Below are 25,371 nucleotides of genomic sequence, written 5' to 3'. Positions count from 1 at the left end.
ACATGCCTACCTGGCAGCGCGAGCTGGAGAACTTCATCGGCATCAAGCCGCTCTTCGTGCTGGAGGGCAACGTGTCCGACCTCTACCCGTGGGACTGCGAAGGGCAGACCCAATTCCTTCCCCTCGCCCACATCCTGCCGGAGCTGTTCGCCGCACCGGACGGCACACGTCCCTACCGGTTCCTCTACGTGGATCCGCTGCGGGGCGTGCACGACCCCCTCGGCACCGGCGAGGTGCGCGCGCTCGCCCAGGCGGCCCAGCGCGAGGCGGAGCGCCTCACCGCCGAGGCCGACGCCTTGAACCCCGGCGCCGACCCGGCGAGCCGCCAGCAGCCCTTTGCCGCCAACCGCCTCATCCACGACTCCCTGCTCGTGCGCGCGGCCCTCTCGCGGCGGCTCGGAGAGGAAGAACCCCGCTCCGTCGCCTGCGTGTTCGACTTCGCGAGCCGGCTCGCCTCCTCGCCGGAGGACCTCACTCCCGAGGAGAACGCCGTGTTCATGAACCTGCTCCTCGGCGCGAAAGACGCCATTCGCGGGGACGGCGAGCACGTGAACACCCTCGTCCTTGTCGCCAACAAGGCCACCGACCTGCCCTCCTGGCTTGTGCGCGGCAACCCCGACGTGCGCGTCATCGCACTGCCCAGCCCCGATCGCCCGGCCCGCGAGGCTTATCTCGACATCGCCTTCCCCGACCTTGCCGCGCCCGAGCTCGACCGCCCTCGCGAGAAACTCGTCGACACCACCGACCGCATGCTGCTCACCGAGCTGGACGAGCTGCGGCGTCTGTACGCCCGCGGCGGCACGGCGCCGGAGCATGTCACCGAGCTCGTGGACCTCTACAAGTACGGCATCCGCGAGAACCGCTGGAGCGCCATGATGGACAAGCTGCGCGACGACCCCGCGGCCGCCCTGCGCCGCCGCGTGAAGGGCCAAGAGCCTGCCATCGCCAAGATCGTCTCGGTGCTCAAGCGCTCGGTGCTGGGCTTCTCCGGCATGCAGCACTCATCGGGCACCAAGCCCAAAGGCGTGCTCTTCCTCGCCGGCCCCACGGGCACGGGCAAGACGGAGACCGTGAAGGCGGTCACCGAGCTTCTGTTCGGCGACGAGCGCAGCTACCTGCGCTTCGACATGTCCGAGTACGCCGCCGACGCCTCCGACCAGAAGCTCTTCGGAGCCCCGCCGGGCTACGTGGGCTACGAGGCCGGCGGCCAGCTCACCAACGCCGTGCGCGCCAACCCCTTCTCGGTGCTCCTGTTCGACGAGGTGGAGAAGGCCCATCCCTCCATCATGGACAAGTTCCTTCAAATCCTGGAGGACGGCCGCATGACCGACGGCCAGGGCCAGACGGTGTACTTCGGCGAGACCCTCATCTTCTTCACGAGCAACGTCGGCATCTCCGAAGAGCTCCTCGACGAGCACGGGCGCACCATCGGCCGCCGCAACATCGTGCAGCCCGGCGAGCCCTACGACGTCATCTGCGCCCGGGTCCAGCAGGCCATGGCCACGCACTTCAAGCCCGAGGTCTTGAACCGCATCGGCGACAACATCGTCGTGTTCGACTACATCTCGCCTGAGGCCTCGCGCCTCATCCTGGAATCGCAGATCCGGAAGATCAACGGAAACGTGCGGAACCGCTGCGGCATCACCGTGGCCGCCGCCCAGGCCACACTCGACCTTCTGGCCGAGCGCGCGCTAGCCCCCGAGGTGCGCGAGAACGGCGGCCGCGGCATCGGCAACCTGGTGGAGGATGCGTACCTGAACCCGCTGTCCACCTTCATCTTCGACGAAAACGTGGAAGCTGGCGAAGCCGTAGAAGCCGTCGCCAGCGCCGGCGCTGTCACGTTCCGCAGGGCCGATGGGGGGGCCGGAGCCACTGATGGCTGCTAGCCCGAACATCTCGCGGGAGCCGCGGCGGGACGTGGCACCCACCATCGTGGACGCCGCTCCCACGCTCGTGGACATCGACTCCACCGCCCCCGTCCTCTCCGGTGCCGACCTTCCCTTCCAAGGCGACGGAGACCGCACCTTCACCCTGCACACCGCCGACGTCATCGGAGCCGGCGGCCAGGGCACGGTCGTCGCCGCCACCGATGAGGAGGGCCGCACCTTCGTCGCTAAGATCGCCTACCAGCCCCACGCCGTGCGCGACCGCCTCGCACGCCGGGCCGTGCTCGGCTACCTGCGGCGCCTCATGGCCGAACACCCCCTCGGTGAGGAGCACTTCCGCGAGACGCACCTCATGCCCCTGTACGCCACGGGCCAGATCAGCGACGAGGTGCCGGGGCTCGGCGAGTCCACCTACGATGTGGTCGTCATGCCCCTGTGCGACGACGCCTTCACCCGCGACGGCGCCTCCTTCGAAGAGCTGCGCGACAGGATCATTCCACAGGCCGCCAGCGCGCTTGCGCACCTGCACGACGAGGGCATTGTGCACCGAGACGTGAAGCCGAAGAACCTCTATCTTCTAGAAGGCGAGGTGGTGCTCGGCGACTTCGGCATCTCCTCGGTGCTGGAAGAGGGCCGCGATACCGGCGCCACCAAGGTGGACCGCCGCACGCCGGGCTACTCGCCCCATTCCTCGGTGGTGCAGCGCGAGAACGACTGGTACGCGCTCGGCTACACCATCTGGACGCTGTACAACGGCGGCCGTCACCCGCACCAGACGCTCATCGACGGCGACGACCTGTCGGCGGTGCTCGCCGGCGGACGTCCCGTAGCCTTCGAGGCCCGCGCGCCCGAGCATGAGACGCTGGGCCAGCTCATCTACGGGCTCACCTACGCCCATCCCCAGGGGCGCCTCGGTTACGAGGACATCCAGCGCTGGCTGGCCGACCCGGACGCGTTTCGCTACCGCGACCCGCTGGACGCCGCCGCCATGGCGGGGCCAGCGGGCTATCAGTTCGAAGGCAAGGTCTACGAGAGTCGTGCCACCCTGGTCACGGCGCTGGCGAATAATTGGGAGAAAGCCAAGCGCCACCTGTACACCCACGGGTTGGAAGACTACTTCCGCAAACTCGGCGAGACAGATCTGGCCGTGGCCCTGAACGACATCACCGACCGCGATCCGGACACGCTGCCCGAGGACGAGAACGGCGACGAGGATCTGGGGCTTTCCCGGGCGCTTACGCTCATCGACCCGGCGCGCGGCGCTGTCTTCTGGAAGGGCGAGGCCGTCGTGCCCGGGGCCTCCGCCGTAGATGCCCTGTTTGCGCGAGCCTCGGCCACGCCGCTCGGCTTCTACCGCCTTATCGCCGACGAGGAAGCGGTGCGCGACCTTCTGGGCATCGTGGCCGTGGCCGGCTTTTCGGGCCCGGCCCGCGCCGGACTTAAGTGGCTGCGCGAGCACGAGGACGCGAATTTGGGCGAGAAGGTGGACCGCGTACTGGCGGTGCTCGAGGCCACGGCGGCCGACAAGCAAGCCGTGCGCGCCTTCGCCGTCCGCTACGGAAGCGACGGCTGGGCGGCGTGGGTGCAGCGGAACTTGAAGGCCTACCACGGGCGCACCGGCGCCGGAGACAGGCTCATCCGGGCCGTGGGCTCCACGGCCGTGGACGACTCCGCCCCTCTTGCCGCCACCGCCGAGGCCCGCGCCCGCCTGGTTCAGCGCGCCGACGACATGGCCGCCCACACCGAGGCGAGCCCGCACATCCACCACTTCGGCATCGTCCGCGCAAGCGAGGCGGTGGTGCCCGCCACGGCTGCCGGCTACTTCACCGCGGAGCTGTTCGGCCGCCCCGTGCCCCGAGGCTTCGTCACCGAGCTCATGGAGGTCTCCGCTACCGATAAGGGCGCCGTGGCCTGGGCCCGCAAGCACCTGCGCGGTGCCCGCAGCGACACCCTTGCCGAGGACGCCGTCGCGGCCCTGGAGGAGGCCGCTTCCCAGATAGATGCGCTGGCCGACGCCGAGGGAAAGCACGCTCCTGTGGACGGCCTTTCCAAACCCGCCTTTTTCGGACGGCTCGTCCTCGCGGTCGCCTTCGTCCTTTTGGTGTGCTTCGTCACGCCCCGCTTCACCTTCGGAAGCTGGAAGAACGGCGTCGTGAACGCCGGCGAGCCGCTCGCCACGGCGGCCACGGTGCTCATCTCCCCCACCGGCATGGGAGAAAACTCGGTGTACCCGGACGCGCTCTGGGACATCTCGGCCGTGCCCACGGCCACCTTCACCGGAGCGGCGCTCCTCGGTTTTCTGGCGGCGGCCGCCACCGTGCTCGCCCCCAAGTTCGCCAGCGCCGCCTTCGCCATCCGCGGCGTGCGCACCCGCGGGCAGACGCGCCGGCGCGCCACGGCCCTGCGCAAGGAGGCGGCCCGCATTGCGGAAGGCGGCGGCGAGGCCGCCTGCTGGATCACCGGCAACGAGGAAGGGCCCGTCCCGGTGGCCCGAGACACGAGCGCGTTCATCGCGAAGACCCGGGCGCGCCGGCACCCCGAGGCCACCGCCACGGCCCTTTCCAAAGGGTTTTTCTGGGGCGGGGCGCTCATCGCGGCGGCCGGCGTCACCATCGTCACCGCCTCGGGACTGGGCTATGGCGCCTGGGCCGACCTGGCCAGCGAGACCGGTTGGTACTTCCTGCAGGACCAGCTCATCTGGGGTATCGCCTACTGCGGCCTGGCCGCCCTCTCCTTCGCCGTCATCGCCGTCGCGCGGCGCGAGCATCCCACCATGGTCACGCTGACGCTTCTGACCATCGCCTGCGTCATCCCCTTCCTCGTCCTGTTCGCAGGCACCATCGGCATCTTCATCGTCGTCCTGTACTTCATCTTCTCCCTCTTCCGCCGCTAGGAGCGCCCCATGAGCACCGATACGCCTTCAACCGACACTGCCGACGTAAGCTCCGCCGCCTCTCTGGCCACCCTGGTGCACCGTCGCCAGAACCTGCAGATCCTCGCCACCTTCGCCGCCCTCGTGGCGCTTGTGCTGCTGCTCAACCTCACGCCGGTGCCGGGCTGGGTGTGCTCGTTCATCGAGCTGGAGCCCGACGTTCCCGCCGACCTGCTCGGCGAGGCCTACTGGGACGACTGCTTCGGCGGCCCTCTGGGCGATTTCGCCGCCGGGTCGCTTCCCCGCCCCGAGCATTTGAGCTACGCCCCCGAGGCCGACCAGTTCCTCGCCGAACTGGAAAAGCTCGCCGCCCAAGAAGAGGTCATCGAAGCCGCAGAAGCCGAGCAAGCGGAGGCGGAACAGAGTGAAAAGGAGTCTTGAGAGATTCGCCCTAGTTACGCGCCTTTTATGCCCAGCCGATCAATCTGCGCCCGCGCGAACACCTCGATATCTCGCAGCTTCGAAAGGGTCGCTCCCAGAGCGTCTTCCGTAATCTCACAACAAGCGCAACCAGAACGGCGAAAAGGATATAGGGAATCACCTTGATGAATTCATCCTAGCACGCAGGCGGCAGAGCACCAGCAACTATTGCGCACTTATAGGTTGCCCTTGGTGCGGATCAGTGTAATAGAGACGCTCCGGCGGCAAAAAACCAACGACTGACCTCTTCGAACCTGACATTGCGAATGGTCACAGACAATCTGACCCGTCCACGCCCGTACGGCGACGGGAACGGGCGTGATTTGGTAGACTGAGCCGGAACAATTACCAGGGCGCGAAGTGCGCGCCCTGCCGACCGTCGCGAGCGAGGAGCCGCCATGCAGATCACCCCTGCCGAAGTTGCCGAGACCCTAGCCATGGTGTCCAAGCAGAACTTGGACATCCGCACCATCACGTTGGGCATCAACCTGCGTGGCTGCGTGGACGCCGACGTCAATGCGCTGGCCTCGAAGGTTTACGACCGCATGACCTCGGCCGCCGAGAAGCTCGTACCCACCGCCGAGCAGCTCGAGCGCGAGTTCGGCATCCCCATCGTGAATAAGCGCATCTCGGTCACCCCCATCGCGGAGATCTGCGCCGCGGTGACCGCCGACGACCTCACGCCCGTGGCCGTGGCCATGGACCGCGCCGGCAAGGAGGTGGGCGTCGATTTCGTCGGTGGCTTCTCGGCGCTCGTGCACAAGGGCGCCACCCGGGCCGATCACAAGCTCATGGACTCCATCCCCACCGCGCTCGCCGCTACCGACCGCGTCTGCGCCTCCGTGAACGTGGGCAGCACGCGTGCCGGCATCAACATGGACGCCGCCTTCAAGATGGCCGGCGTCATCAAGCGCGCCGCCGAGCTCACCGCCGACCGGCAGTGCATCGGAGCCGGCAAGCTCGTCGTGTTCTGCAACGCCGTGGAGGACAACCCCTTTATGGCCGGCGCCTTCCACGGCTCCGGCGAGGCCGACGAAGTGGTGAACGTGGGCGTGTCCGGCCCCGGCGTCGTGCGCGCCGTGCTCGCCGACCTGCCGAAGGAAGCGGACCTCACCACTGTGGCCGAGGCCATTAAGGCCACGGCCTTCAAGATCACCCGCGCCGGCGAGCTCATGGCCCGCGAGGCCTCGCGCCGCCTCGGTGTGCAGCAGGGCATCCTGGATCTGTCGCTCGCCCCCACCCCGGCCGAGGGGGACTCCGTGGCCGAGATTCTGGAGGCCATCGGCGTGGGTCAGTGCGGAGGCCCCGGCACCACGGCGGCGCTCGCCATGCTGAACGACGCCGTGAAGAAGGGCGGCGTCATGGCGTCGTCTTCGGTGGGCGGCCTGTCCGGCGCCTTCATCCCCGTGTCTGAGGACGCCGGCATGATCCGCGCCGCTGAGGACGGGGCGCTTTCCATCGAGAAGCTGGAGGCCATGACCTGCGTGTGCTCCGTGGGCCTCGACATGATCGCCGTGCCGGGCGACACCACCCAGGAGGCCATCTTTGGCATCATCGCCGACGAGTGCGCCATCGGCATGATCAACAGCAAGACCACGGCCGTGCGCCTCATCCCCGCCATCGGCTGCCAAGTCGGCGACCAGCTGGACTTCGGCGGCCTTCTCGGCTACGCCCCGGTCATGCCCGTGAACCCCTACGCCGGCACCGTCTTCGCCCACCGCGGCGGCCGCATGCCCGCCCCCTTGAACTCGCTGAAGAACTAGCGGCTCGAAAACCATGATCTGCGCTTCCCTCGCGTCAAAATGCACCACGAATCGAGAACGGAAAATCGCCTAACCGGGGTGCGTGATTTTGTTGCCGACTATTTCCCGGTAGGTAGTTCCAAAAGACTAGCCGTGCAACTATAATAGAGGCATACCAGCAAAGCCCGCTTCCTTCGTCATCCAAAACTCAGGTAGCACGGGCGGCGCAGGTGCAGTTGAATTAGAAGGGCCAGTTAGCGCTGGCCCTTTCTCTTTATCAACCTCAAACTGTCACTTTTTCATTTTCGTCGCAAAGTACCCTGGACACTTTCTCATTTTCGTCGCATACTAACGATAAGCTATAATCAGCGGCGAAGGAGGCATCATGCTGAAGCGAGCTGCCTACGAGCGACTTGTAAGTTGGAAGAAAGATCCCCACCACCGCGCTCTGCTTGTGGACGGCGCGCGACAGGTGGGAAAGACCTACCTCGTCCGCGCCTTCGCCCAGAGGCACTACGGCACCACCATTGAGATCAACTTCGTTGAGTCCCCCGAAGCGAAAGCCATCTTCGCGGGGAACCTCGATGCCGATACCCTCATCCCCCAGCTCTCCGCATTCAGCGGCACCGCCCTCACGCCGGGAGACACGCTCATTTTCCTCGACGAGATCCAGGAGTGCCCGCGGGCGCGCACGGCCATCAAGTTCCTCGTGGAGGACGGCCGTTTCGATTACATCGAGTCCGGCTCTCTCCTCGGCGTCACCTACGAAAACGTACCCTCCCTCCCCGTCGGCTACGAGAGCGAGCTGACGCTTTATCCCCTTTCCTTCGAGGAATTCTGCTGGGCCCTCGGAGAAAACGAGACAGCCCTCGAGATGGCGCGCGCGTGTTTCAAGGAAGAAGCCGCCGTGCCCGCCGTCATCCACCAGAAGCTCATGGAGCTGCTCAAGTACTACTTGATAGTGGGCGGCATGCCGGCCGCCGTGGCCCGATTCGCCCAGACCCGCGACATCGCCCAAGTGCAGAGCGTCCAGAAGGACATCTTAAAGCTGTACCGGGCCGACATCGTGAAGTACGCCCGCAACAAGGCCCACGTCGGCGCTATCTTCGACGCTATCCCTGCTGAGCTCAGCAAGAAGAACAAGCGCTTCAAGCTCTCCGACCTCGCAAAGTCGGCACGCAGCGAGCGCTACGAGAGCGACTTCATCTGGCTGGCCGACGCCGGCGTGGCGATCCCCTGTTACAACGTGACCGAGCTCGTGGCACCGCTGCGCCTCAACCGCCAGCACAGCGTCTTCAAGCTGTTTTTGTGCGACACGGGACTCCTCGTCGCCATGCTCGGCGACGGCGTGCCGTTCAAGGTACTCCAGGGAGAGCTTGACATCAACTGGGGCGCCATATTGGAGAACGCCTTCGCCCAAATGCTCACAGCCAACGGATTCGACGCGCTCTACTACGAGAAGGCCAAGCACGGAGAGATCGATTTCGTCGTGCAGAAGAGCGGTAAGGTGGTGCCCATCGAGGCGAAATCCGGCCGGATATTCCGCGCCCACGTCGCCCTCGACAACGTCCTGCGTGTCAAGGAGTGGGGGCTCGATTTCGCCTACGTCTTCTGCCGTGAGAACACGACGGTGGAAGTGGAAATTCCCGAGGGGCGCGACATCCAATGCGCCATCGCCTACATGCCCTGGTATATGCTCGCTTTCCTCAAACCCGACGCCCTTCCCGATTCCTTCGTCGTGGAGCTTCCCTGACGGAAGGCGACCTAGGTGCTGCGCCCATTGCAGCTTCAGAACTTTGCATTTTTGCCATTTCGCCTCTTTTCAACTTTGCATTTTTGCCATATTGGCCATATCCACTTTGTCAGTTTCATCGCAAGGCACGCTCGCCCTCGGTTTTCCCGGAGCAACGCGCTAGCATAGCCCCCAGAAAGCGCCCGCTGCATGCGGGCCCAACCCCCTTCGCCCAAGGAGCAAACGATGATCAAGACGTTCAAGATGAAGCTGTACCCCGGCATGGAAGAGGAGTACGAGCGGCGGCACAACGAGCTGTGGCCCGAGATGATCGACATGATCCACGCCCACGGCGGCCGCAACTACACCATCGCGCTGGACCCGGACACGCTGACGCTGTTCGGCTACATCGAGATCGACGACCCCGAGCGGTGGGCCGCCGGCGCCGATACGGCCATCAACCGGAAGTGGTGGGACTTCATGGCCGACATCATGGAGACCAACGAGGACAACTCGCCCGTTTCCATCGACCTGCCCGTGTTGTTCCACTTGGACTAGGCGCAGAGAGCGCATGTGCGAGCAGGCGCTCCGCCCGGGCCATCCAACCGCCTAGATTTCTCCCAAATTCTGCAAAGCAACCGCATCTGCAGCGCGCAACGCCGCCTCACACGGCTCGATCGCGTAGTTCGGCTGCGTTATGACCGGATCGGGCATCGTGGCCACACGCTCGACCATGAGCGGATGATCGGCGATGTCGTCGTAGATGCCGAAGTCCAAGGCCCGCTGGGGGCACGCCTCCACGCAAATCGGCCCGAGGCCGGCGGCGACGCGATCGAAGCACCCGTCGCACTTCTCGATGTGCGCACTCGCCTCGCTGAAACGCGGGGCGTGATAGGGGCACGACAGGGCGCACACCTGACATCCCGTGCAACGCGCGGCATCGACCCTCACGAACCCGAAATCGTCCTTGGCAATGGCATCGGAGGCGCAAAAGCGCAGGCAGACGGGATTCGTGCAATGGTTGCAGGACATGGAGACGTAGAAGGCGAACACGTCGTGCTCCCACGCGCCCTCGTCGTTTTGGATCCAGGTTCCCCCCGCATACTCGTGCACAGTGCGGAAAGCCGGACCTGTGCCCAGATCATGGTAGTCCCGGCAGGCCATCTCGCAGGTCTTGCAGCCCGTGCAGCGCCGCTGGTCGAACGAGAAGCCGAACTGATGATGCGGGTCGCCCGAGGAACCCGCGCCAGATACGATCGGCATCTTCGCGCGCGTCATCGCGCCACCTCCCCTCGTCCCGCTGCCTCACGCCGCGCCGCTTCCGCCCGCTCGGCATCGGTCAAGGGGCGCAGACGGACCAAGCACGAGTTGTGGGGGTTGCCGTGCGACCACGCCGTCGGCTCGTCGGAGGAGACCGTGTTGGCGCAGCCGCCCCAGTCGAGACGATCCCCCCACATGTCCGCATCGTGCCACGCGCCCTCCGGCAGCGCTACCACGCCCGGCATGATGCGCGGCGTCACCCGCACTCGGCATACGAGGGCGCCCCGATCGTTTTCGACGACCACCAAGCCGCCCGAGACAAGCTGAAGTCGTTCGGCATCGACGGGATTCACCGACAGGCGCCGGGGCGCCACGACCGCAAGCTCAGGTACGTTGGCGAACGACGAGTGTGCGCTCTGGCGCCCGTGGCAGCTGATCATCTGGAAGGGATAGGGGCCGACAAGCGCCGCCTCGGCGCCCTCGGGCGCGGCGATATACGCCGGAATCGAGCTTACGGGAAGACCCGGGTCGGCCGCCAAGAGCTCCGCGATCTTTTGGTCGTATATCTCGATCTTCCCCGAGGGCGTGGGCAAGGGGCACCCCTCCGGATCGCGTCGGAAAGCGGCATAGGCCACCGTCTCGCCCTCGTAGGGACGCCGCACGATTCCCCGTTCGGCCAGCTCGCGCAATGCCTCGTCATCATGGGCGAAGCGGCTCTCGCGCAACCGCAGCCCATCCATCTCGCCCAACGTGGAGGCACCTTCGCAAAAGGCCTCTTCCACCCCAAGCCGCCGCGCAAGATCGCGAGCCACGTCCCACGCGCACCGGCGATCGAACGCATTGCCGCCCCATGATGCGGCCACGATGACGCCGCGCACGCCGTCGGAGTTCCCCGACGACACGAGCACGTCGCGCTCGGCCTGAGCCACATCGGGCAGTACGATGTCGGCATATCTCATGGAATCGGTCATCATCACGTCGATGCCCACGATGAACTCGCACAGGCTCTCGTCGGCGAGGATCTCGTGAGTCCGATTGACGTCGGCGTGCTGGTTGGTGAGCGCGTTTCCCGCATGGTTGATGATCAACTTCACCGGCGAGGGCAGACGCGCGGCGCCACGCACGCCGTCGGAAGCCGTAAGAGCGCGCCCCCGCTCGACCGCGCGCGACCAGAGAAACGCGGGGATGGCCACATCAACCGGGTTCTCCCCCACTGGATCATCGGGAAGGACAGGCCGGAAAAGCCGCTCGCGGGCGCCGCTGTTCGTGCCGGGAAGACCGAAGTTGCCCGTAAGCAGGGAAAGCAGGCAGATCGCTCGGGCCGATTGCTCGCCGAGGGCCGTGCGCTGCGGGCCCCATCCCTGCATGATGAACGCCCGCCTTGCGCCGGCCAGCTCGCGCGCGAAAGAGGCGATGCGCGCCGAGGGGCACCCGGTGATGCGCGCGGCCCACTGCGGCGTTTTCGCCACTCCGTCCGGGCCCTCCCCCAGCACGTAAGCGCGGTAGCTCTCCGAGGCGGGTGCGCCCGCGGGCATCGTCGCGCCGTCGTAGCCGATACAGTACCGATGAAGGAATTCCTCATCGGCAAGGCCCTCGGTGATGAGCACCCAGGCCACGCCGGCCACGAAGGCCGCATCGGTGCCGGGGCGGACGGGGATCCACGCATCGCTCTCGCCTGTCGCCGCATCGCTCTGGCACGGATCGATCGCGATTACCCTGAAAGGGCGCCCCTCCCTCGCGGCCTCCTCGCGCGCCTGCGCGAGACGATGCGCTCCGCTCGCCCCGCCCATGCGCGTGAGCGCCGGGTTGGCGCCGAAAAACACCACCAGATCGGCATGGGACGCTTCGGAAAGCAGCGAGCCGGTGTAGTAGCCGTCATCGCCGTACAGCGACATGCACGCCGTCTGCAGCTGCATGCAGCTGTAGTCGCCATAGATGCCCAAGTGTCCGCCGTAACAGTTCATCAGCCGTTCGAACGGCGAGCCGGAGCCCGACCATATCGCCGTCGCATAGGGAAGGAGCACCGCCTCGTTGCCCCACTGCGCCACCGTGTCGCGGATGCGCTCCGCAATCTCATCGAGGGCCTCATCCCAACTGATAGGCTCGAACTGGCCCGACCCTCTCGGCCCCACCCGGCGCAGCGGCTCATTCAGGCGATCGGGGCTGCCCAGCCAATAGCGCAGGGCCCGACCACGCAGGCACGCGCGCATCTGCAGATTGCCGGGCTCCTCGTCGCCGCAGTCGGTTTCCGTCCAGAGGATCTCGCCCTCGCGCGCCCGAAGGCGCAGCGCGCAGCGGGATCCGCAGTTCACCGCGCAGGTCTGCCACACCTCGCGCGACCCGTCCCGCCCAGACGACCAACCCTCGCGCCTCACCATGAAAGCTCCCCCAGCTCGTCGAGGGCCGCGTCCTCCAGCTCGAGCAGGTGCTTGAGGGCACGCTGCACCGCCCGCTCTTCCACTGCCTCGCCGAACATCGACACGAGCACGGCGTACAAGTCGTCGGCCACATCCTGCACGCAGAGCATCCCCTGCGGCGTGAGCTTGAACAGGATGCCGCGCGCATCGCGGTCGTCGGGAACGCGCACGAGGTAGCCCTGCTCCTCCAGGCGAACCGAGGCGGTGGTCACATAGGCCCGGCCCGTCCGCAGGAAGGCCACCACATCGCGGGCGCGCAGCATCCTCGTCGCCGTGCGGCGCTTCGGGTAGAGCTCCAACAGGAAACGGAAATCGGTGAACGACAGCGACGTCGCCTTCTTGATCGCGACCAGCACGGCGCCGTGGAGCATGGCCGTCGCCGCCAGCCCGCGCCGGGCGTCGAACACCCCGACGGACTCGCCCGCACGAGAACCGCTCGCGTAGTAACTCCCCGGGAGGGAGAACGCCCTCCGGAGCAAGTCAGCCAAAACGGCGCGCTCCTCATCGGCCAGTCCGCCCACGCACAGCGCGAAGAACACATTCAAGCGCTTGGTCAGCTCCATCGTTCTCTCACGGCCGGCCCGCGTCAATTCGATGCAGCCGTCCTCGCAGGGCCTGACGAGCCCCTGATCGGCAAGAACGGCCACTGCCTCATCGATATCGGAAGGCTTCAGTACCAAGAGCCGCGCGACGCGCACCGGGCGCACATGCTCGGACTCGGGCAGCGTCAGCTGCTCCAGAAGGCGAAATTGAAGTTGGGTCATCTGCTTGGGAAGGAGTTTGGCCACGCCCCGGTTCGCCTTGGCGAGCACGGCGCACCACAAGGTGACGCTATGGGCCTTCGCGTAGTCCACCCGTGCCGCCCCCTTCCGCCTTCGTGTCCGATCGGCGCAAAGAAAGCGCCTGCGTCTGCGGCATTATAGCGCACGCAGGCACAGGCGCTCGGCGAGAAAGCGCTCTTCTTTAGGCTGCACAGGTTGATGCGCTCGGCGAGAAGGCCCGCACAACGCCAAGCAGACCCTCGGCGAGATCGGCCAGCAGACCGTAGTAGGTCGCCCCCTCCTCATAGAGTGCCGTCGTAAACCGCCCGAGCCAGGGGAGCAGGTCGGCCTCCACGAACGATTCCAGCAAAGCCGCCTCTTCCGTCCCCGCAGGGCCGCCCGAGGCCGCCCGCCGCGCAAGCTCGCTGCAGTAGAGAAGCTCGATACCGACATGATCGGCGTACTGGTTGTTCTCGTTCGACACCTCGAGGGCCGCCTGGCGAAGGCGCTCCCGCATGCGAAACGTCGGCTCGCCGAACCCGTTCGTCACGCCCTCCTGCACGTAGAAGGACTCCCACGGCGCCACCGCCGGCTCCGGCGGCCCGATGAACAGGCGCGCGTACTCCACCGAGACAGCGCGCACGCGCTCGGCGCGCGGCACGTTCTCGCCCTCGGCCGCCCAGGCGAACAGCCCATCGAGGGCACACGCCGCCTCCTCGCTCCCGAAATCGGGGAAGGCCGCCCAGAAGGCCCGGTCGAGCGCCGCATCGGACGTCTGGCTCATCGGGGCGAGAAACGAATTTCCCACAAAGGCCAGGGCACGTGCCAGCTCATCGGCGGCGGCCTCCGCATGTTGCGCGGCCTTTTCACGCTCCAAAGTGCACTCCATGACGCATTCCCTTCCTTCTCCTCGATCCTACTTCTCGCGACGCTCCACGATCAGCTTGCTCGCGAGCACCATGAACGCCAGGATCACCAGCGAGATCACGCCGGCGGCCACGAGGATCTCGATCGGCGTGGGGGCATACGAGCTCAGCACCGCGAACGACGCCGTGCCCGTCGCGTGCGCCGCCTCGCTCGAGCCGGAGATGATGCCCGGCGCTCCCATCACGTTGGGAACGATGAAGGCAGTGAACAAGAGCCACACGCGCTTGCAGAACACACCCACCACGATGAGCACGCAGGCCACGTTGATCAGCACGGCGCTCTGGCGGTTCTTCGCGAACACGAGGATGCAGAACGGAATCACCAGACCGCAGATGATCTCGAACCAGAAGAAGGGAGCGGTGGGCCCGGTCGTCAAAAGCGCCAAGGTCTCCGCTCCAGCCGCTCCGGGATAGGCCATAGTGAGCACTTCGCAGAAGATGAAGAACGCGTCCACCGCCACGCACGTGCACAGAAGGCCGGCGAGCATGGCCATAAGCTCGCGAGAGGTGTCGTAGATGCCGGCCTTCTTCAGAACGCCGAGCACGACGAGCAGAAGCGCAAGACCCGAGTCCATGGCGCTTGCCACGAAGATGGGGGCCATGATGGCCGTATACCAGCCCTCCTTGGCAGCCTCGAGGCCGAAGATCCACGCCGTTACCGAGTGCACCAGGATGGCGCAGGGAAGCGCGAAGCGCGACACGATGGACACGGCGTGCTGGTTGCCGCGCGTCATGAACACGAGGTAGAGCACGTTGATGATGAGGTAGCAGGTGATGACGCACACGTCCCACAGAAGCGGGGAGGTCGGATTGGGGCCGGTCAGGATGCGCCACACGCGCTGGATGCCGCCCAAATCGATGAGCACGAACATGCCCGCCGCGCAGATGCACACCGTGGAGAGGATGATGGCGGGAAGCGCCACCGCCTTGAACTTCGTGATGTGGAATACGCTCGCCGAGGAGGCCACGATGAGGCCGCCGGCGGAAAGACCCACGAAGAACATGAAGTTGGTGATGTAGAGGCCCCACGAGGTGCCGTTGTTCATGCCCGTCACCGTCAGGCCGAAGATGAGCTGGTACACCCAGCACCCCACGCCCACGGCCACCACCACGGCCAGGATGGCCGCCAGGACTTTGTATCGCTTGATCAGTTCCATGAGAGCCTCCTATTCGAAGTAGTGAACGGACGGACGGGTGCCCTGGCCTTCCAGGAGCGTCCACGCCTTGCGGTTCAGGATGGTCTGGGAGATCTCGCTGTCCGGATCGTCCAAGTCGCCGAAGATGCGCGCATGGGCCGGGCAGCACACGACGCACATGGGCTCCTCGCCGCGGTCGGTGCGCTCCTTGCACAAGGTGCACTTCTCGGCCACGCCCTTGGGACGCACCGGCACCTCGGCATCGCCGTAGTTGGCGCCCGTCACGCGCACCGGCGTCTGCCAGTTGAAGTTGCGCGCGTTGTAGGGGCAGGCGGCCATGCACATGCGGCAGCCGATGCACTTGTCGTAGTCGATCTCCACGCGGCCCTTGTCGTCCTTGTAGGTGGCGCCGGTGGGGCACACGCGCTGGCACGCCGCGTTCTGGCAGTGCTGGCAGGCCACGGGCAGAAACGTGCGCGTCACGTTGGGATAGGTGCCGAGCGCGCCGTCCATAACGTCGCAGTCCTCGGTGAGCACGCGGTTCCAGAGCATCCCCTCGGGCACGTTGTTCTGCATCTTGCACGACAGGGCGCAGGTGTGGCAACCGACGCAGCGGTCGAGATTGATAGCAATGGCTAGTCTGGTCATGATGTCCCTCCTACGCTTTCTCGATCTCGACGAGCGTGTCGGAGAACGGGATCACCGGACCGCACATGAGGTCGTAGCCGCGCTCGATCATCGTGTTGTTCGTAACATTCTGCAGGTTGCCCGCGACGGTGTAATCGGCCGTGGCCGCCTCGTAGATGCGCACCGAGCCGGGACGAATGGCGTTGTTCGCGGCCGCGTGCACCTTAAATTCGCCGCGATCGTTGAACACGCGCACCACATCGCCCGTCTCAAGGCCGCGGCTGGCCATATCGGCCGGGTTCAGCATGACGAGGGGCTCATACATCAGCTGGAGCCAGTCTGAATCGTAGAACTGGTTGTGGATGCGGAAGCGCGTGCGCGTGTTGGTGAGCTGTAGCGGGAACTGCGCGCGCAAAGACTCGTCGGCGATCTCGGTGCAGGGCTCCCACTGGGGCAGCTGCTGATCGAAGGGGACCATGCCGTCGTAGTACAGCTCCATGCGGCCCGTCGGCGTCGGGAACACCTGATCGGGCACAACCTCGCGGATGACCTCGCGATCGGGCACGGGCCACACGGCGCCGTTCTCCGAGATCTTCTCCACCGTAAGCTCCGACACCCACGGCTCAGTCGAGGTGGACAGAATCGCGTTGCAGCGATCGACCGAGCTTTCGGGGATGCCGGCCTTAAGACCGAGGCGGCTCGCCAACTCGCGCTGGATCCACAGGTCGGTGCGCGCCTCGAAGAGCGGGTCGATGATCTTCTCCTGGATGACGATCTGGCTGTAGCCCGCCTTCACATTGCCGAACGGCTCGTCGTACTCGAAGCGCGACGTGCACGGCAAGATGTAGTCGGACCATTTCGCGCCCTCGGTGAAGTAGGGGTCCATGGTCACGATGAAGTCGAGCGTATCGGCCCAGTCGCACGTCACATTCATGTTGGCCAGATGCTGCGCCACGATGTCGCCGCAGAAGATGGCCGCATGGCAGTTGTTCTCCCGGTAGGGCATGTCGTAGATGCTCACCTCGGACGCCGCGGCGGCCCAGTCCTCCGGCAGCGCCCACGCGCCGAGCGCCGGAGCGTAGCTGTTGTAGGACTGGCCCACGTAGACGCCCACGCCCGCGCCCGGCTTGCCCACGTTGCCCGTAATGGCCACGAGCACGGCGGCGGCATGCCCGGCGATATCGGCGTTGGTCATCTTGTCGTTGCCGCCCCACCCGAGCGCCAGCGACGAGGGGCCCTCGGCGTACTCCTCGGCCAAGCTGGCGATGCGCTCGGCGGGAATGCCCGTGATCTCGGCCGCCCAATCGACCGTGTAGGGCTTCTGGCCCTCCACGAGCACATCCCACACCGTGACCGCGTTGCGACCGCGCACCTGAGTCGTGCCGGAGATCGCCGGCGTGTCGCACTGGGTGTGGTGGACGGGGTTGCCGGTGACCGGATCGATGACGAAGTAGGGGTTCTGCTCGGGCGTCTCCGGCTCAGCTTCCGCCGCCTCATCGACCGGCGCGATCTCCTCGTGATCGCGGATGAGCAGACCCGTCTCGGCATCGACGAGGAACGGCATCGTCGAGTGCTGCGCCATGAAGTCCTCGTCGGCAAGATCGTTGTCGATGATGTGCGAGATCATGCCCAAAAACAGCGCCGCATCGGTGCCGGGCTCGATGGGAATCCACTCGTCGGACTTCGAGGCCGTCGTGGAGTAGTGCGGATCGACCGTCACCATGTGCGCGCCGGCTTCCTTGGCGTCGAAGAACGTGAACACGTTGGGCAGGCTCGACTCGCAGTAGTTCGACCCCACGGTGAGCACGAGCTTCGAGCGCTGCCAGTCGCGCGCCTCGGGGGCGCACATCGCGTATCCCGCGCCGAAGCCCATGGCCGGGTCGAGCCCGTTGCCGGTGCCAACATCGATGCCGTCGAAACCGCCGGTCTGCGCGCCCAGCATGGGGGCAAGGAAACCGAAGTCGGCCTCGGCGGTGGCCAGCACCATGATGGAGTCGCGGCCGTAGGCGTCCTGCGTGGTCTTGATGAGCTCGGCGACCTCGTCGAGCGCCTCATCCCAGCTGATCGGCTCGAACTGTCCGCTTCCGCGCTCGCCGACGCGCTTGAGCGGCGTCTGCACGCGGCCCTTTCCGTAGATGTGCGCGACCTCCGAGATGCCCTTCAGGCAGATGGTCTGGAAGTCGGGGTTGCCCACGCCGTTGGGCTGGACCTTCACCATGCGCCCGTCGCGCACCGTGCACGCCAGCGAGCACATGCCCCCGCAATGGCTCTGATGGTAGGTGCGCGCCACATGCTCCTCGGGCGCGGCCTCGGCCGAAGCGGGCGCCAGCCAACCGTCGGCAGTCGCCATGCTCGCCACGCCGGCGAGCCCCGCAACGCCGGCCGCAGCGCCGGCGGTCTTCAGGAAACCGCGACGCGTCAGCCGTCCGCGCGTGCTTGAAGACTCGGTCATCTCTCCTCCTTGCTCTCGCTTTCAAACAGGTTTTGGAACCGCGCAAAAGTATAGGAGCGAAGGGCGCGAAATTCTAGGAAACAAGTTTTTTACTTATAGGATTTGACCTGGATTTTTACAAAAAATTGAAGGTATTTTGGTAAACAAAAGGAGGCGATGCGCTTTCGCTATAATCTAGTGAAACCCACGAGCGCATTTGACGAGAGAGCGAGCGCGAGCATGCACAGGCACACCCCCATCAAAGTGAGGTACGGCGAGACGGACATGATGGGGGTGGTCTACCATGCGAACTACCTGCTGTACTTCGAGGACGCCCGCATCGACTTCCTGGACGCGCTGGGCTTCTCCTATGCGGAGCGCATCGAGGGGGCCGGCTACATGAGCCCCATCCACGACATCGAGATCCACTACAAGGCGCCGCTGCGCTACGGCGAGGCGGGCGTCGTGCGCACGTCGGTCGCGAAGAACCTGCCCATGCGCACGGTCTACCGCCAGCAGGTGTACCGGGCGGAAGATGTTTCGGAAGGCGAGGCGGCTGACGGGATCGAGGGCGATCCGGGCACGGAGGGCACTGCGGCAGCTTCCTGCCACGAGCCCCACCTGCGCGAGGGCGCGACCCCGCTCGTGGACGCGCTCGTCACCGTGTGCGTCGTCGAGCGCGACACCTTCAAGCCCGTGAGTCTGCGCCGCACCTTCCCCGACCTCTACGCCAAGTACGAGGACATCGTGGAAGAGGCCTGATTGCAGCGCGGGGCCGCTCCCCCACGAGGGAGAACGGCCCCTTTCGTATTGGCAGTATGCCTCTAGCGCAACGTAGCGTACATGACGGCCTTAATGGTGTGCATGCGATTTTCCGCTTCTTGGAAAACACGGGACTGCTCGGATTCGAACACCGCGTCCTCCACTTCCATCTCCGTCACGCCAAACTGCTCGGCAATCTCAGCGCCGATCGTCGTGTTCGTGTCATGGAACGAGGGGAGGCAGTGCATGAAAATTGCCCCGGGATTCGCCTTCGCCATAACCTCCTCAGTTACGCGGTAGGGCTCCAAAAGCGCAATGCGATCGCACCACAAATCGGCCGACTGACCCATGCCGACCCACACATCGGTGTAAACGGCATCCACGCCCTGAATGCCCTCGTCGATATCGTCAGTCATGGTGAGGGTCGCCCCGCTTACCGCTGCCAATTCCTGGCAAGCTTTCCACAGCTCGGGACGGTACGTGCGATTGCCCGGAACGTCGGCCTGGGGCCCTACCTGCACAAAATCGATGCCGAGCTTGGCGCAAATAACCAAGAGAGACGAGGCGGTATTGCCCACCTGGCCGAAGAAGGCCAGCTTGCGGCCGCGCAGATCGTCCCCGAACTCCTCCCGCATGGTCAAAATATCGGCCAGAGCCTGGGTGGGGTGAAACTGGGCGGTAAGTCCGTTCCACACGGGAACGCCGGCATTCGCCGCTAAATCCTCCACGACCGACTGCTCAAAGCCGCGATACTCGATGCCGTCGTACATGCGGCCGAGCACGCGGGCGGTGTCCTCGATGGACTCCTTCTTGCCCATTTGGGAGGAACCGGGATCCAGGTAGGTCACGCCCATGCCGAGATCCATGGCGCCCACCTCGAAGGCGCAGCGGGTGCGCGTGGAGGTCTTCTCGAACAGCAGCACAATGTTCTTGCCCTCGAGGTAGCGGTGCGGGGTGCCGGCGCGCTTCACGTTCTTGAAGTCGCGAGAAAGGTCGAGCAGGTAATTGATTTGCTCGGGAGTGAAATCGAGCAACGTGAGAAAATTCTTCCCAGAGAGATTGAGCGGCATAGTGAATCACCCTTTCAGATTCTTCAATAGCGAAAGTCGAATTGTCGAACGGCGATAAGCCGAAATGGTCGGGGGCACACTCGGCGCAGCGCCGGCACAACGATCGCCCGATTGCGCCCCCGCTTCATCCGCACGCGCTAGATATCGGCGCGGGCGAAAGGCATGGACATGCAGCGAGGGCCGCCGCGTCCACGGGAAAGCTCCTCGGAGGGCACCACGCACAGCTCGATGCCCGCCTTGTACAGCTCGTCGTTGGTCACGACATTGCGCTCGTAGACGCACACCTTGCCCGGAGCGATAGCCAACGTGTTGGATCCGTCGTTCCATTGCTCGCGCGAAGCCTCGACCGGATCTCCCCCGCCGCACTCGATCAGCATGATGTCATCGACGCCCGTGGCCATTTGCAGGATGTCTTTCAGGGAGCCGTCCAGCTCGTCCACAGCCACCTCGCCCGCATTGTCGCCCTTGCGCAGACGATACGCATGCAACTCGTCGTACATACCCGGGTATACCGTGAACTTGTCGTAGTCGATCTGCGTGCACACCGTATCCAAGTGCATGGTCTCATAGCCGAAGGGGATCTTAATGGCGTACACCGTCTCGATGGCGGAAGGCTCCTCGCCCCAGAACAAGTTCTGAGCCAACGCATCGATCGCCGCAGCCTCAGTACGCTCCGAAATACCGACAGCCAAGGTAGTCTCGTTGATGTTCAGCACATCACCGCCCTCGATATGGGCCTCGCTATGGTTGTCGTACCAGAACGGCGTTCCCGCAAAATCGGGATGATAGGTAAGGAAGGTCTTATAGAAGGGCACCTCGCGATTGCGCTGATTGTGGTACATGCGATGCAGCGCCACTCCCGTGCCGATGGAGGCAATGGGATCGCGGGAGAAATAGCTCGACGGCATCGAGAACACCACGAAGTCGTCGAATGCGAGGCCGTCTCCCTCCAAACGGGACAACGTGAGCGGGCCGGTCGCCAGATCAAGCTCGTTCACACGCATGCCGGCAAGCGCCTTGTCCACCAACTCGCGATTGTTCTCAATAGCATCGAGCTTCTCGCGAACAAGGGGCACCAATGCCGGATCGGGAATGGGAGCCTGGACCATATATTCATCCAGAAACGCCGCGCGCGCCGCCGGGTTTACATCCATCGCCTCAGCCAGCAGCTCCTCCATATAGAGCACCTCGGCACCGGCATCGCGCAAAATGCCCGCGAAGACGTCATGCTCCTTTTGGGCGTATTCCAAATAGAAGGCATCGTGAATCCAGCATTTTTCAAACTCGGCTGCCTTCATATTGGCAAGCTCGCGTCCCGGTCGGTGCAGCACGACGCGCTGCAGGTTTCCAATTTCGCTCGTAACGTGAATGGGCTTGTTCGCCATCTCTCGCTCCTTTCACTGCCCTAGGGCAACATACTACTTTTCCAGATCGCGGGGCCACCGCATCCAACATTCGACGGCCTCGCGAAAAAGGTCGCTGCACCGCGGCCTACGCCACAGGCAGCATGGCCGACACCGTCGTGAAACCGATGCACACCACGCTCATGAGCAGCCACCATTTCCAACAAGTCTTCCACCACTGCTCGAGGCTGATTTTGCATACGGCAAGACCCGCAACAAGAATGGCGCTGGTGGGAGCTATGATGGTCATCATCGGCTCGGCCAGGCAAAGCGCCGTGACGGCTCCTTCGGGGTTAAGGCCCACCAGCTCCGTCAGCGGCCCGAAAATCGGCATGGTCAGCGCCGCCAAGCTGGAAGAGCTCGGCACCAAGATGGTCAGCAGGTTCTCCACCACGTAAAGGATGGTGGTGTATACCGCCGGCGCCACATCGGACAAACCTGTAGCCATGGCATTCAGGATCGTATCGATGATCATGCCGTTATCGGCAATAACGAGCACGCCGCGGGCAAGGCCGATCACGATGGCCGAGAACGCGAAGTCCTTCAGGCCGACGACGAACTCCTGGGCGATTTTCTGCTGAGAGAATCGCGCCACAATGCCCGAGATGAGGCCCATAGCAAGAAACACCGCAGACAGTTCGGTCATGTACCAACCCTGCGTGACAAGCCCCCACACGATAAGCGCCATGCCAGCAAGGAACACCACGAGAACCCACTTCTGAGCCATCGTGAACGGCGCGTCGTCATCTACGGTTCCCATCTCCAGGCGCTTTTGCTTGTCGTCTTTGTAGGTGAGCGACAGCTCGGGATTCTTGCGAATCTTGCGCGCATAGAGAACAACCCAGCCGATGGAAAGCCCCACGATCACCACGAACATGATAGCGCGCAGCCAAAGCTGAGGATTGCCCGTGATGCCGATAACGCCCTGAGCGATGAGCACGCTGAAGGGGTTTACCGTCGAGGCGATGTAGCCTGCCTTCGCGCCGATGAACACGATCATGAACGCCGTGAGCGAATCGAAGCCCATGGCGATCATGATGGGCAGGAATATGGCGAAGAACGGCAGGGTCTCCTCGGCCATGCCGAAGGTGGAGCCGCCGAGGGCGAACAGGAGCATGGCGATGGGGATAACCAGAATGTCCTTGCTCTTGAACCTCCTCACTACCCGGCGCATGCCGGCGTCGATGGCGCCGGTAGCCGTGATGATCTGGAACGCGCCACCGACGATGAACACGAAGGCCACCACCTCGGCCGCGGCCATGATGCCCGCGATGGGCGCCTCCAGCACCGCTCCGGGACCCTGGCGCAGATCGACCTGCTTGCCCGTCTCGCCATCGACGAACGTCTTGTCCATCTGCTCGTAGGTACCCGCCACCGTCACCTCGCGCCCGTCGATCTCCGTCGTCGCGAACGTTCCCGACGGAACGACCCACGTCATGACCGCCACGATGATCATCAAGATAAAGATGATCGTGTAGGTATGCGGCACCTGGAACGTGCGCTTTGCCTTTTCCCTCATTGCACCTCTCCTTTCTCACTCGCTGCGTGCGGGATTCGCGAGGCCATCATCGCGGGGCGACACCTCCCGTCCGGCCGTCGCATCGCAAGCGGGAACGCAGCTCGGAGAAGCGGCATCCGCAGTGACCTTTCCCGTCGCCTGAGCAGTAGAAGGTGACGTTAAAAGTCACTTTTTTTCCTCAGTGCCTTTTCTCAGGCTCGAAAATTCCCTATGCTTTGGAAGGACAACGAGAGAAGAAACGGAGCGAAACAGCCATGGATACCGTGCGAGTGAACAACGAAGTGGGCCGCCTCAAGCGAGTGCTCGTCCACCGGCCGGGCCCAGAGACGCGACGCTTCCCTCACGGGGAATTTGCTCTGGCCTTCCCCTTGCGGCCCACGAGCAGCGACTTCGATCTGGCACGGGCCCAGGACGAGCACGATGCCCTCACGGCGATCCTTCGCGCCGAAGGCGCCGAGGTTGTCGAGCTGACTGAGCTGGTCGGGGAGACCCTCGCCTTCGCGCCCGAGGCCAAAGACGAGCTGCTCGATCGCTTCCTGGCCAACTGCCGCATCGAGGGCTCCGAGCTGACCGAGGCGGCGACCCGGTACATGTCCGAGGCCGCTGACGCCGAGCAGTTCGTCACCCGCCTCTTCAACGGCATACGCTACGGCGACACCGACCTCGACGCCTCCGATCGCTTTCCGCTAGCCGCCCTCACCGACAGCGCTTTCGATCCCGATACCTTCCTCTCGAGCCCGCTGAACACGGCGTTTTTCACGCGCGACCCCTTAAGCGTGATCGGCGGCGGCATCAGTCTCAACCATATGTACTGGCACGACCGCAACCGCGAGGTAGACCTGCTCCAGACCGTCGCGGAGCATCACCCGTGCTTCGCGGACACGCCCCAATGGTTCGGCCACGACAGCTCTTTCCACCTGGAAGGCGGAGATATCGTCAACTTGAGCGGGCACGCCGTGGCCATCGGGCTCTCGAGTCGCACGGAGAGCCTGGCCATCGACCGTCTGAGTCAGGGGCTGCTGTGGGGCGACGGGTCGTCTGTCACCGATGTGTACGTGATCGAAGTGCCCCAGAGCGGCAACCGCCTGCATCTGGACGCCTACCTCTCTCCCATCGACGGGGACACCTTTGTGGTGGATCCCCTCCTGGCCCGCGAGCCCCGCGTCTACCGCCTGCGGCGGGCCCGGCGGCGGGGCGGCGTGCGCATCGAGCCCTGTAGCGAGGGCCTCGCTCGTATCCTGGGGGCGGCCACGAGAGGCGGCCCGGTGCGGCTCATCGACTTCGGCGACGGCGGCGGCCCTATGGCCTTCGAGTACGGCAACGGAGCAGCGGGCATCCTGCCCCTTGCGCCCGGCAACCTCTGCGTGTGCGCGGAGAATCTCGCCGCCAACGAGGCGCTCGTCGATGCGGGCATGACCGTGCACCCAGTATCTATCCAGGAGATGACGGTCGGGTTCGGCGGTCCCAACAGCCTGTGTTTGCCCCTCGTGCGCGAGGATCTCTAGCGTTGTGAGCATCGGCGAGAACATACGGCGCCTGCGCGAGCGGGAGGGACTGTCGCAGACCGCCTTCGCAGGCAGGCTCGGCGTCACCAAGGAGACGGTGGGCCGTTGGGAAAGCGGCCGCACCTTCCCCCGGCGCACCCATCTGGACAAGATGATCGCCGACTTCGCCGTCTGCGCTGACGACATCATGAGCGAGGAGCGCGGGCTGGGCACGGCGCCGAGTGCCCAGCCCGCAGACAACTGGCCGGGCCCGGAGACGCGAAACGACGGCACGGGTGCCGCTGAGGGGGCGGGAGATGCGATCCTTCCCGTGTACAAGACGGATCGCTCGGGCAACGGCACGACGCTGCGCCATACCGGCTACGCCTGCGCGCCGTCCGACGTGGCGGCCCGTCACGTGGCCAGCATCTTCGTGCGCATGGACTATCGAGAGATGACGCGCCTCTACCCCGTCGGCAGTCTCCTACTCGTCGACCAGCGGGCCCGGCCCTACAACGGGTGCACCGTCGTGGCTCTGGTGGACAACGCCACTATCGTCGTGCGCCGTTACACGGCGGGCAACAACACCGTCGTGCTTTCCTCATGGTCCTACGATGCACCCTCGCCCGACCTCATCCTAGACAAGCGCCGAGTGCGCATCATCGGCGTGGTGGTCTTCTTCCAGGCCAGCCACGACACGGAAGCGCTCTGAGCCGGCTTTCCGACTCCACGCAATCGCCCCCATGCGCACGATCTGCACTTTGTCAGTTTCGTCGCAAGTGCCATGGGGACGCGCTTTTTCCCGGAGCAACGCGCTAGCATAGCCCCCAGAAAGCGCCCGCTGCATGCGGGCCCAACCCCCT

The 25,371-nt window shown here is 65.0% G+C and carries 19 protein-coding genes; 9 read left to right on the top strand and 10 right to left on the bottom strand.

Annotated features, from left to right (window positions below; all coding sequences use genetic code 11):
- Positions 1-2 precede the first annotated feature (2 nt).
- The 6 genes from ACYVRU_RS04030 (at position 3) to rhaM (ending at position 9,270) form a co-directional block, all read left to right on the top strand.
- Positions 3-1,886, top strand: coding sequence for an AAA family ATPase (locus ACYVRU_RS04030; protein WP_241521398.1), 1,884 nt, complete (start codon positions 3-5; stop codon positions 1,884-1,886).
- Complete coding sequence (locus ACYVRU_RS04025; protein ID WP_451917881.1) at positions 1,876-4,779, top strand: protein kinase domain-containing protein; 2,904 nt, start codon at positions 1,876-1,878, stop codon at positions 4,777-4,779. Before ACYVRU_RS04030 ends, ACYVRU_RS04025 begins: the two co-directional genes overlap by 11 nt.
- A 9-nt stretch (positions 4,780-4,788) precedes the next feature.
- The gene (locus ACYVRU_RS04020) at positions 4,789-5,199 is read left to right on the top strand and encodes a hypothetical protein (protein ID WP_173114014.1); all 411 of its coding nucleotides are present in this window, start codon (positions 4,789-4,791) and stop codon (positions 5,197-5,199) included.
- A gap of 437 nt (positions 5,200-5,636) precedes the next feature.
- Entirely contained in the window at positions 5,637-7,001 is a 1,365-nt protein-coding gene (locus ACYVRU_RS04015; RefSeq protein ID WP_173114017.1) for a PFL family protein, read from the top strand.
- Between the two features lie 364 nt (positions 7,002-7,365).
- Positions 7,366-8,733, top strand: a complete 1,368-nt coding sequence (locus ACYVRU_RS04010; protein WP_173114020.1) for an ATP-binding protein — start codon at positions 7,366-7,368, stop codon at positions 8,731-8,733.
- Positions 8,734-8,958: 225 nt separating this feature from the next.
- A complete protein-coding gene (gene rhaM, locus ACYVRU_RS04005) occupies positions 8,959-9,270 on the top strand; it encodes an L-rhamnose mutarotase (protein WP_288219797.1) in 312 nt (103 codons plus the stop codon).
- A 51-nt stretch (positions 9,271-9,321) separates the two neighbouring features.
- Here the strand turns inward: rhaM and ACYVRU_RS04000 are convergent, their stop codons facing one another.
- The 7 genes from ACYVRU_RS04000 to ACYVRU_RS03970 form a co-directional block, all read right to left on the bottom strand.
- Positions 9,322-9,990: a 4Fe-4S dicluster domain-containing protein gene (locus tag ACYVRU_RS04000; protein WP_173114026.1), complete on the bottom strand. Its 669-nt coding sequence runs from the start codon at positions 9,988-9,990 to the stop codon at positions 9,322-9,324.
- Positions 9,987-12,350 carry a DMSO/selenate family reductase complex A subunit gene (locus tag ACYVRU_RS03995; RefSeq protein WP_157012558.1) on the bottom strand — a complete coding sequence of 788 codons (2,364 nt, stop codon included), beginning with the start codon at positions 12,348-12,350 and terminating at the stop codon, positions 9,987-9,989. Before ACYVRU_RS03995 ends, ACYVRU_RS04000 begins: the two co-directional genes overlap by 4 nt.
- The gene (locus tag ACYVRU_RS03990) at positions 12,344-13,243 is read right to left on the bottom strand and encodes a hypothetical protein (protein WP_173114029.1); all 900 of its coding nucleotides are present in this window, start codon (positions 13,241-13,243) and stop codon (positions 12,344-12,346) included. Before ACYVRU_RS03990 ends, ACYVRU_RS03995 begins: the two co-directional genes overlap by 7 nt.
- Positions 13,244-13,352: 109 nt before the next feature.
- Entirely contained in the window at positions 13,353-14,039 is a 687-nt protein-coding gene (locus tag ACYVRU_RS03985) for a TorD/DmsD family molecular chaperone (RefSeq protein ID WP_173114034.1), read from the bottom strand.
- 27 nt (positions 14,040-14,066) lie between these two features.
- Entirely contained in the window at positions 14,067-15,233 is a 1,167-nt protein-coding gene (gene nrfD, locus ACYVRU_RS03980; protein WP_157012560.1) for an NrfD/PsrC family molybdoenzyme membrane anchor subunit, read from the bottom strand.
- Positions 15,234-15,242: 9 nt separating this feature from the next.
- Complete coding sequence (locus ACYVRU_RS03975; RefSeq protein WP_173114037.1) at positions 15,243-15,860, bottom strand: 4Fe-4S dicluster domain-containing protein; 618 nt, start codon at positions 15,858-15,860, stop codon at positions 15,243-15,245.
- A 10-nt stretch (positions 15,861-15,870) separates the two neighbouring features.
- Positions 15,871-18,291, bottom strand: a complete 2,421-nt coding sequence (locus ACYVRU_RS03970) for a molybdopterin-containing oxidoreductase family protein (protein ID WP_157012561.1) — start codon at positions 18,289-18,291, stop codon at positions 15,871-15,873.
- Between the two features lie 219 nt (positions 18,292-18,510).
- On the opposite strand from ACYVRU_RS03970, the gene ACYVRU_RS03965 reads away from it, so the two are divergent.
- Positions 18,511-19,032, top strand: coding sequence for an acyl-CoA thioesterase (locus tag ACYVRU_RS03965; protein WP_157012562.1), 522 nt, complete (start codon positions 18,511-18,513; stop codon positions 19,030-19,032).
- A gap of 62 nt (positions 19,033-19,094) precedes the next feature.
- Here the strand turns inward: ACYVRU_RS03965 and argF are convergent, their stop codons facing one another.
- From argF to ACYVRU_RS03950, 3 genes are all read right to left on the bottom strand, one after another.
- Entirely contained in the window at positions 19,095-20,102 is a 1,008-nt protein-coding gene (argF, locus tag ACYVRU_RS03960; RefSeq protein ID WP_157012563.1) for an ornithine carbamoyltransferase, read from the bottom strand.
- Positions 20,103-20,239: 137 nt separating this feature from the next.
- Positions 20,240-21,487 (bottom strand): arginine deiminase, encoded by a 1,248-nt coding sequence (locus ACYVRU_RS03955; protein ID WP_157012564.1) that lies wholly within the window; start codon positions 21,485-21,487, stop codon positions 20,240-20,242.
- 106 nt (positions 21,488-21,593) lie between these two features.
- Positions 21,594-23,024 carry a YfcC family protein gene (locus tag ACYVRU_RS03950; protein ID WP_157012565.1) on the bottom strand — a complete coding sequence of 477 codons (1,431 nt, stop codon included), beginning with the start codon at positions 23,022-23,024 and terminating at the stop codon, positions 21,594-21,596.
- 254 nt (positions 23,025-23,278) lie between these two features.
- On the opposite strand from ACYVRU_RS03950, the gene ACYVRU_RS03945 reads away from it, so the two are divergent.
- Positions 23,279-24,529: an arginine deiminase gene (locus ACYVRU_RS03945; RefSeq protein ID WP_157012566.1), complete on the top strand. Its 1,251-nt coding sequence runs from the start codon at positions 23,279-23,281 to the stop codon at positions 24,527-24,529.
- Positions 24,530-24,533: 4 nt separating this feature from the next.
- Positions 24,534-25,220, top strand: a complete 687-nt coding sequence (locus ACYVRU_RS03940) for a LexA family transcriptional regulator (RefSeq protein WP_197745945.1) — start codon at positions 24,534-24,536, stop codon at positions 25,218-25,220.
- The last annotated feature ends 151 nt before the right edge of the window (positions 25,221-25,371 follow it).

This window comes from Adlercreutzia sp. CNCM I-6216 (genome assembly GCF_977113345.1).
Note: the sequence above shows the minus strand (reverse complement) of the source record. Positions and strands in the feature narration are given on the sequence as shown.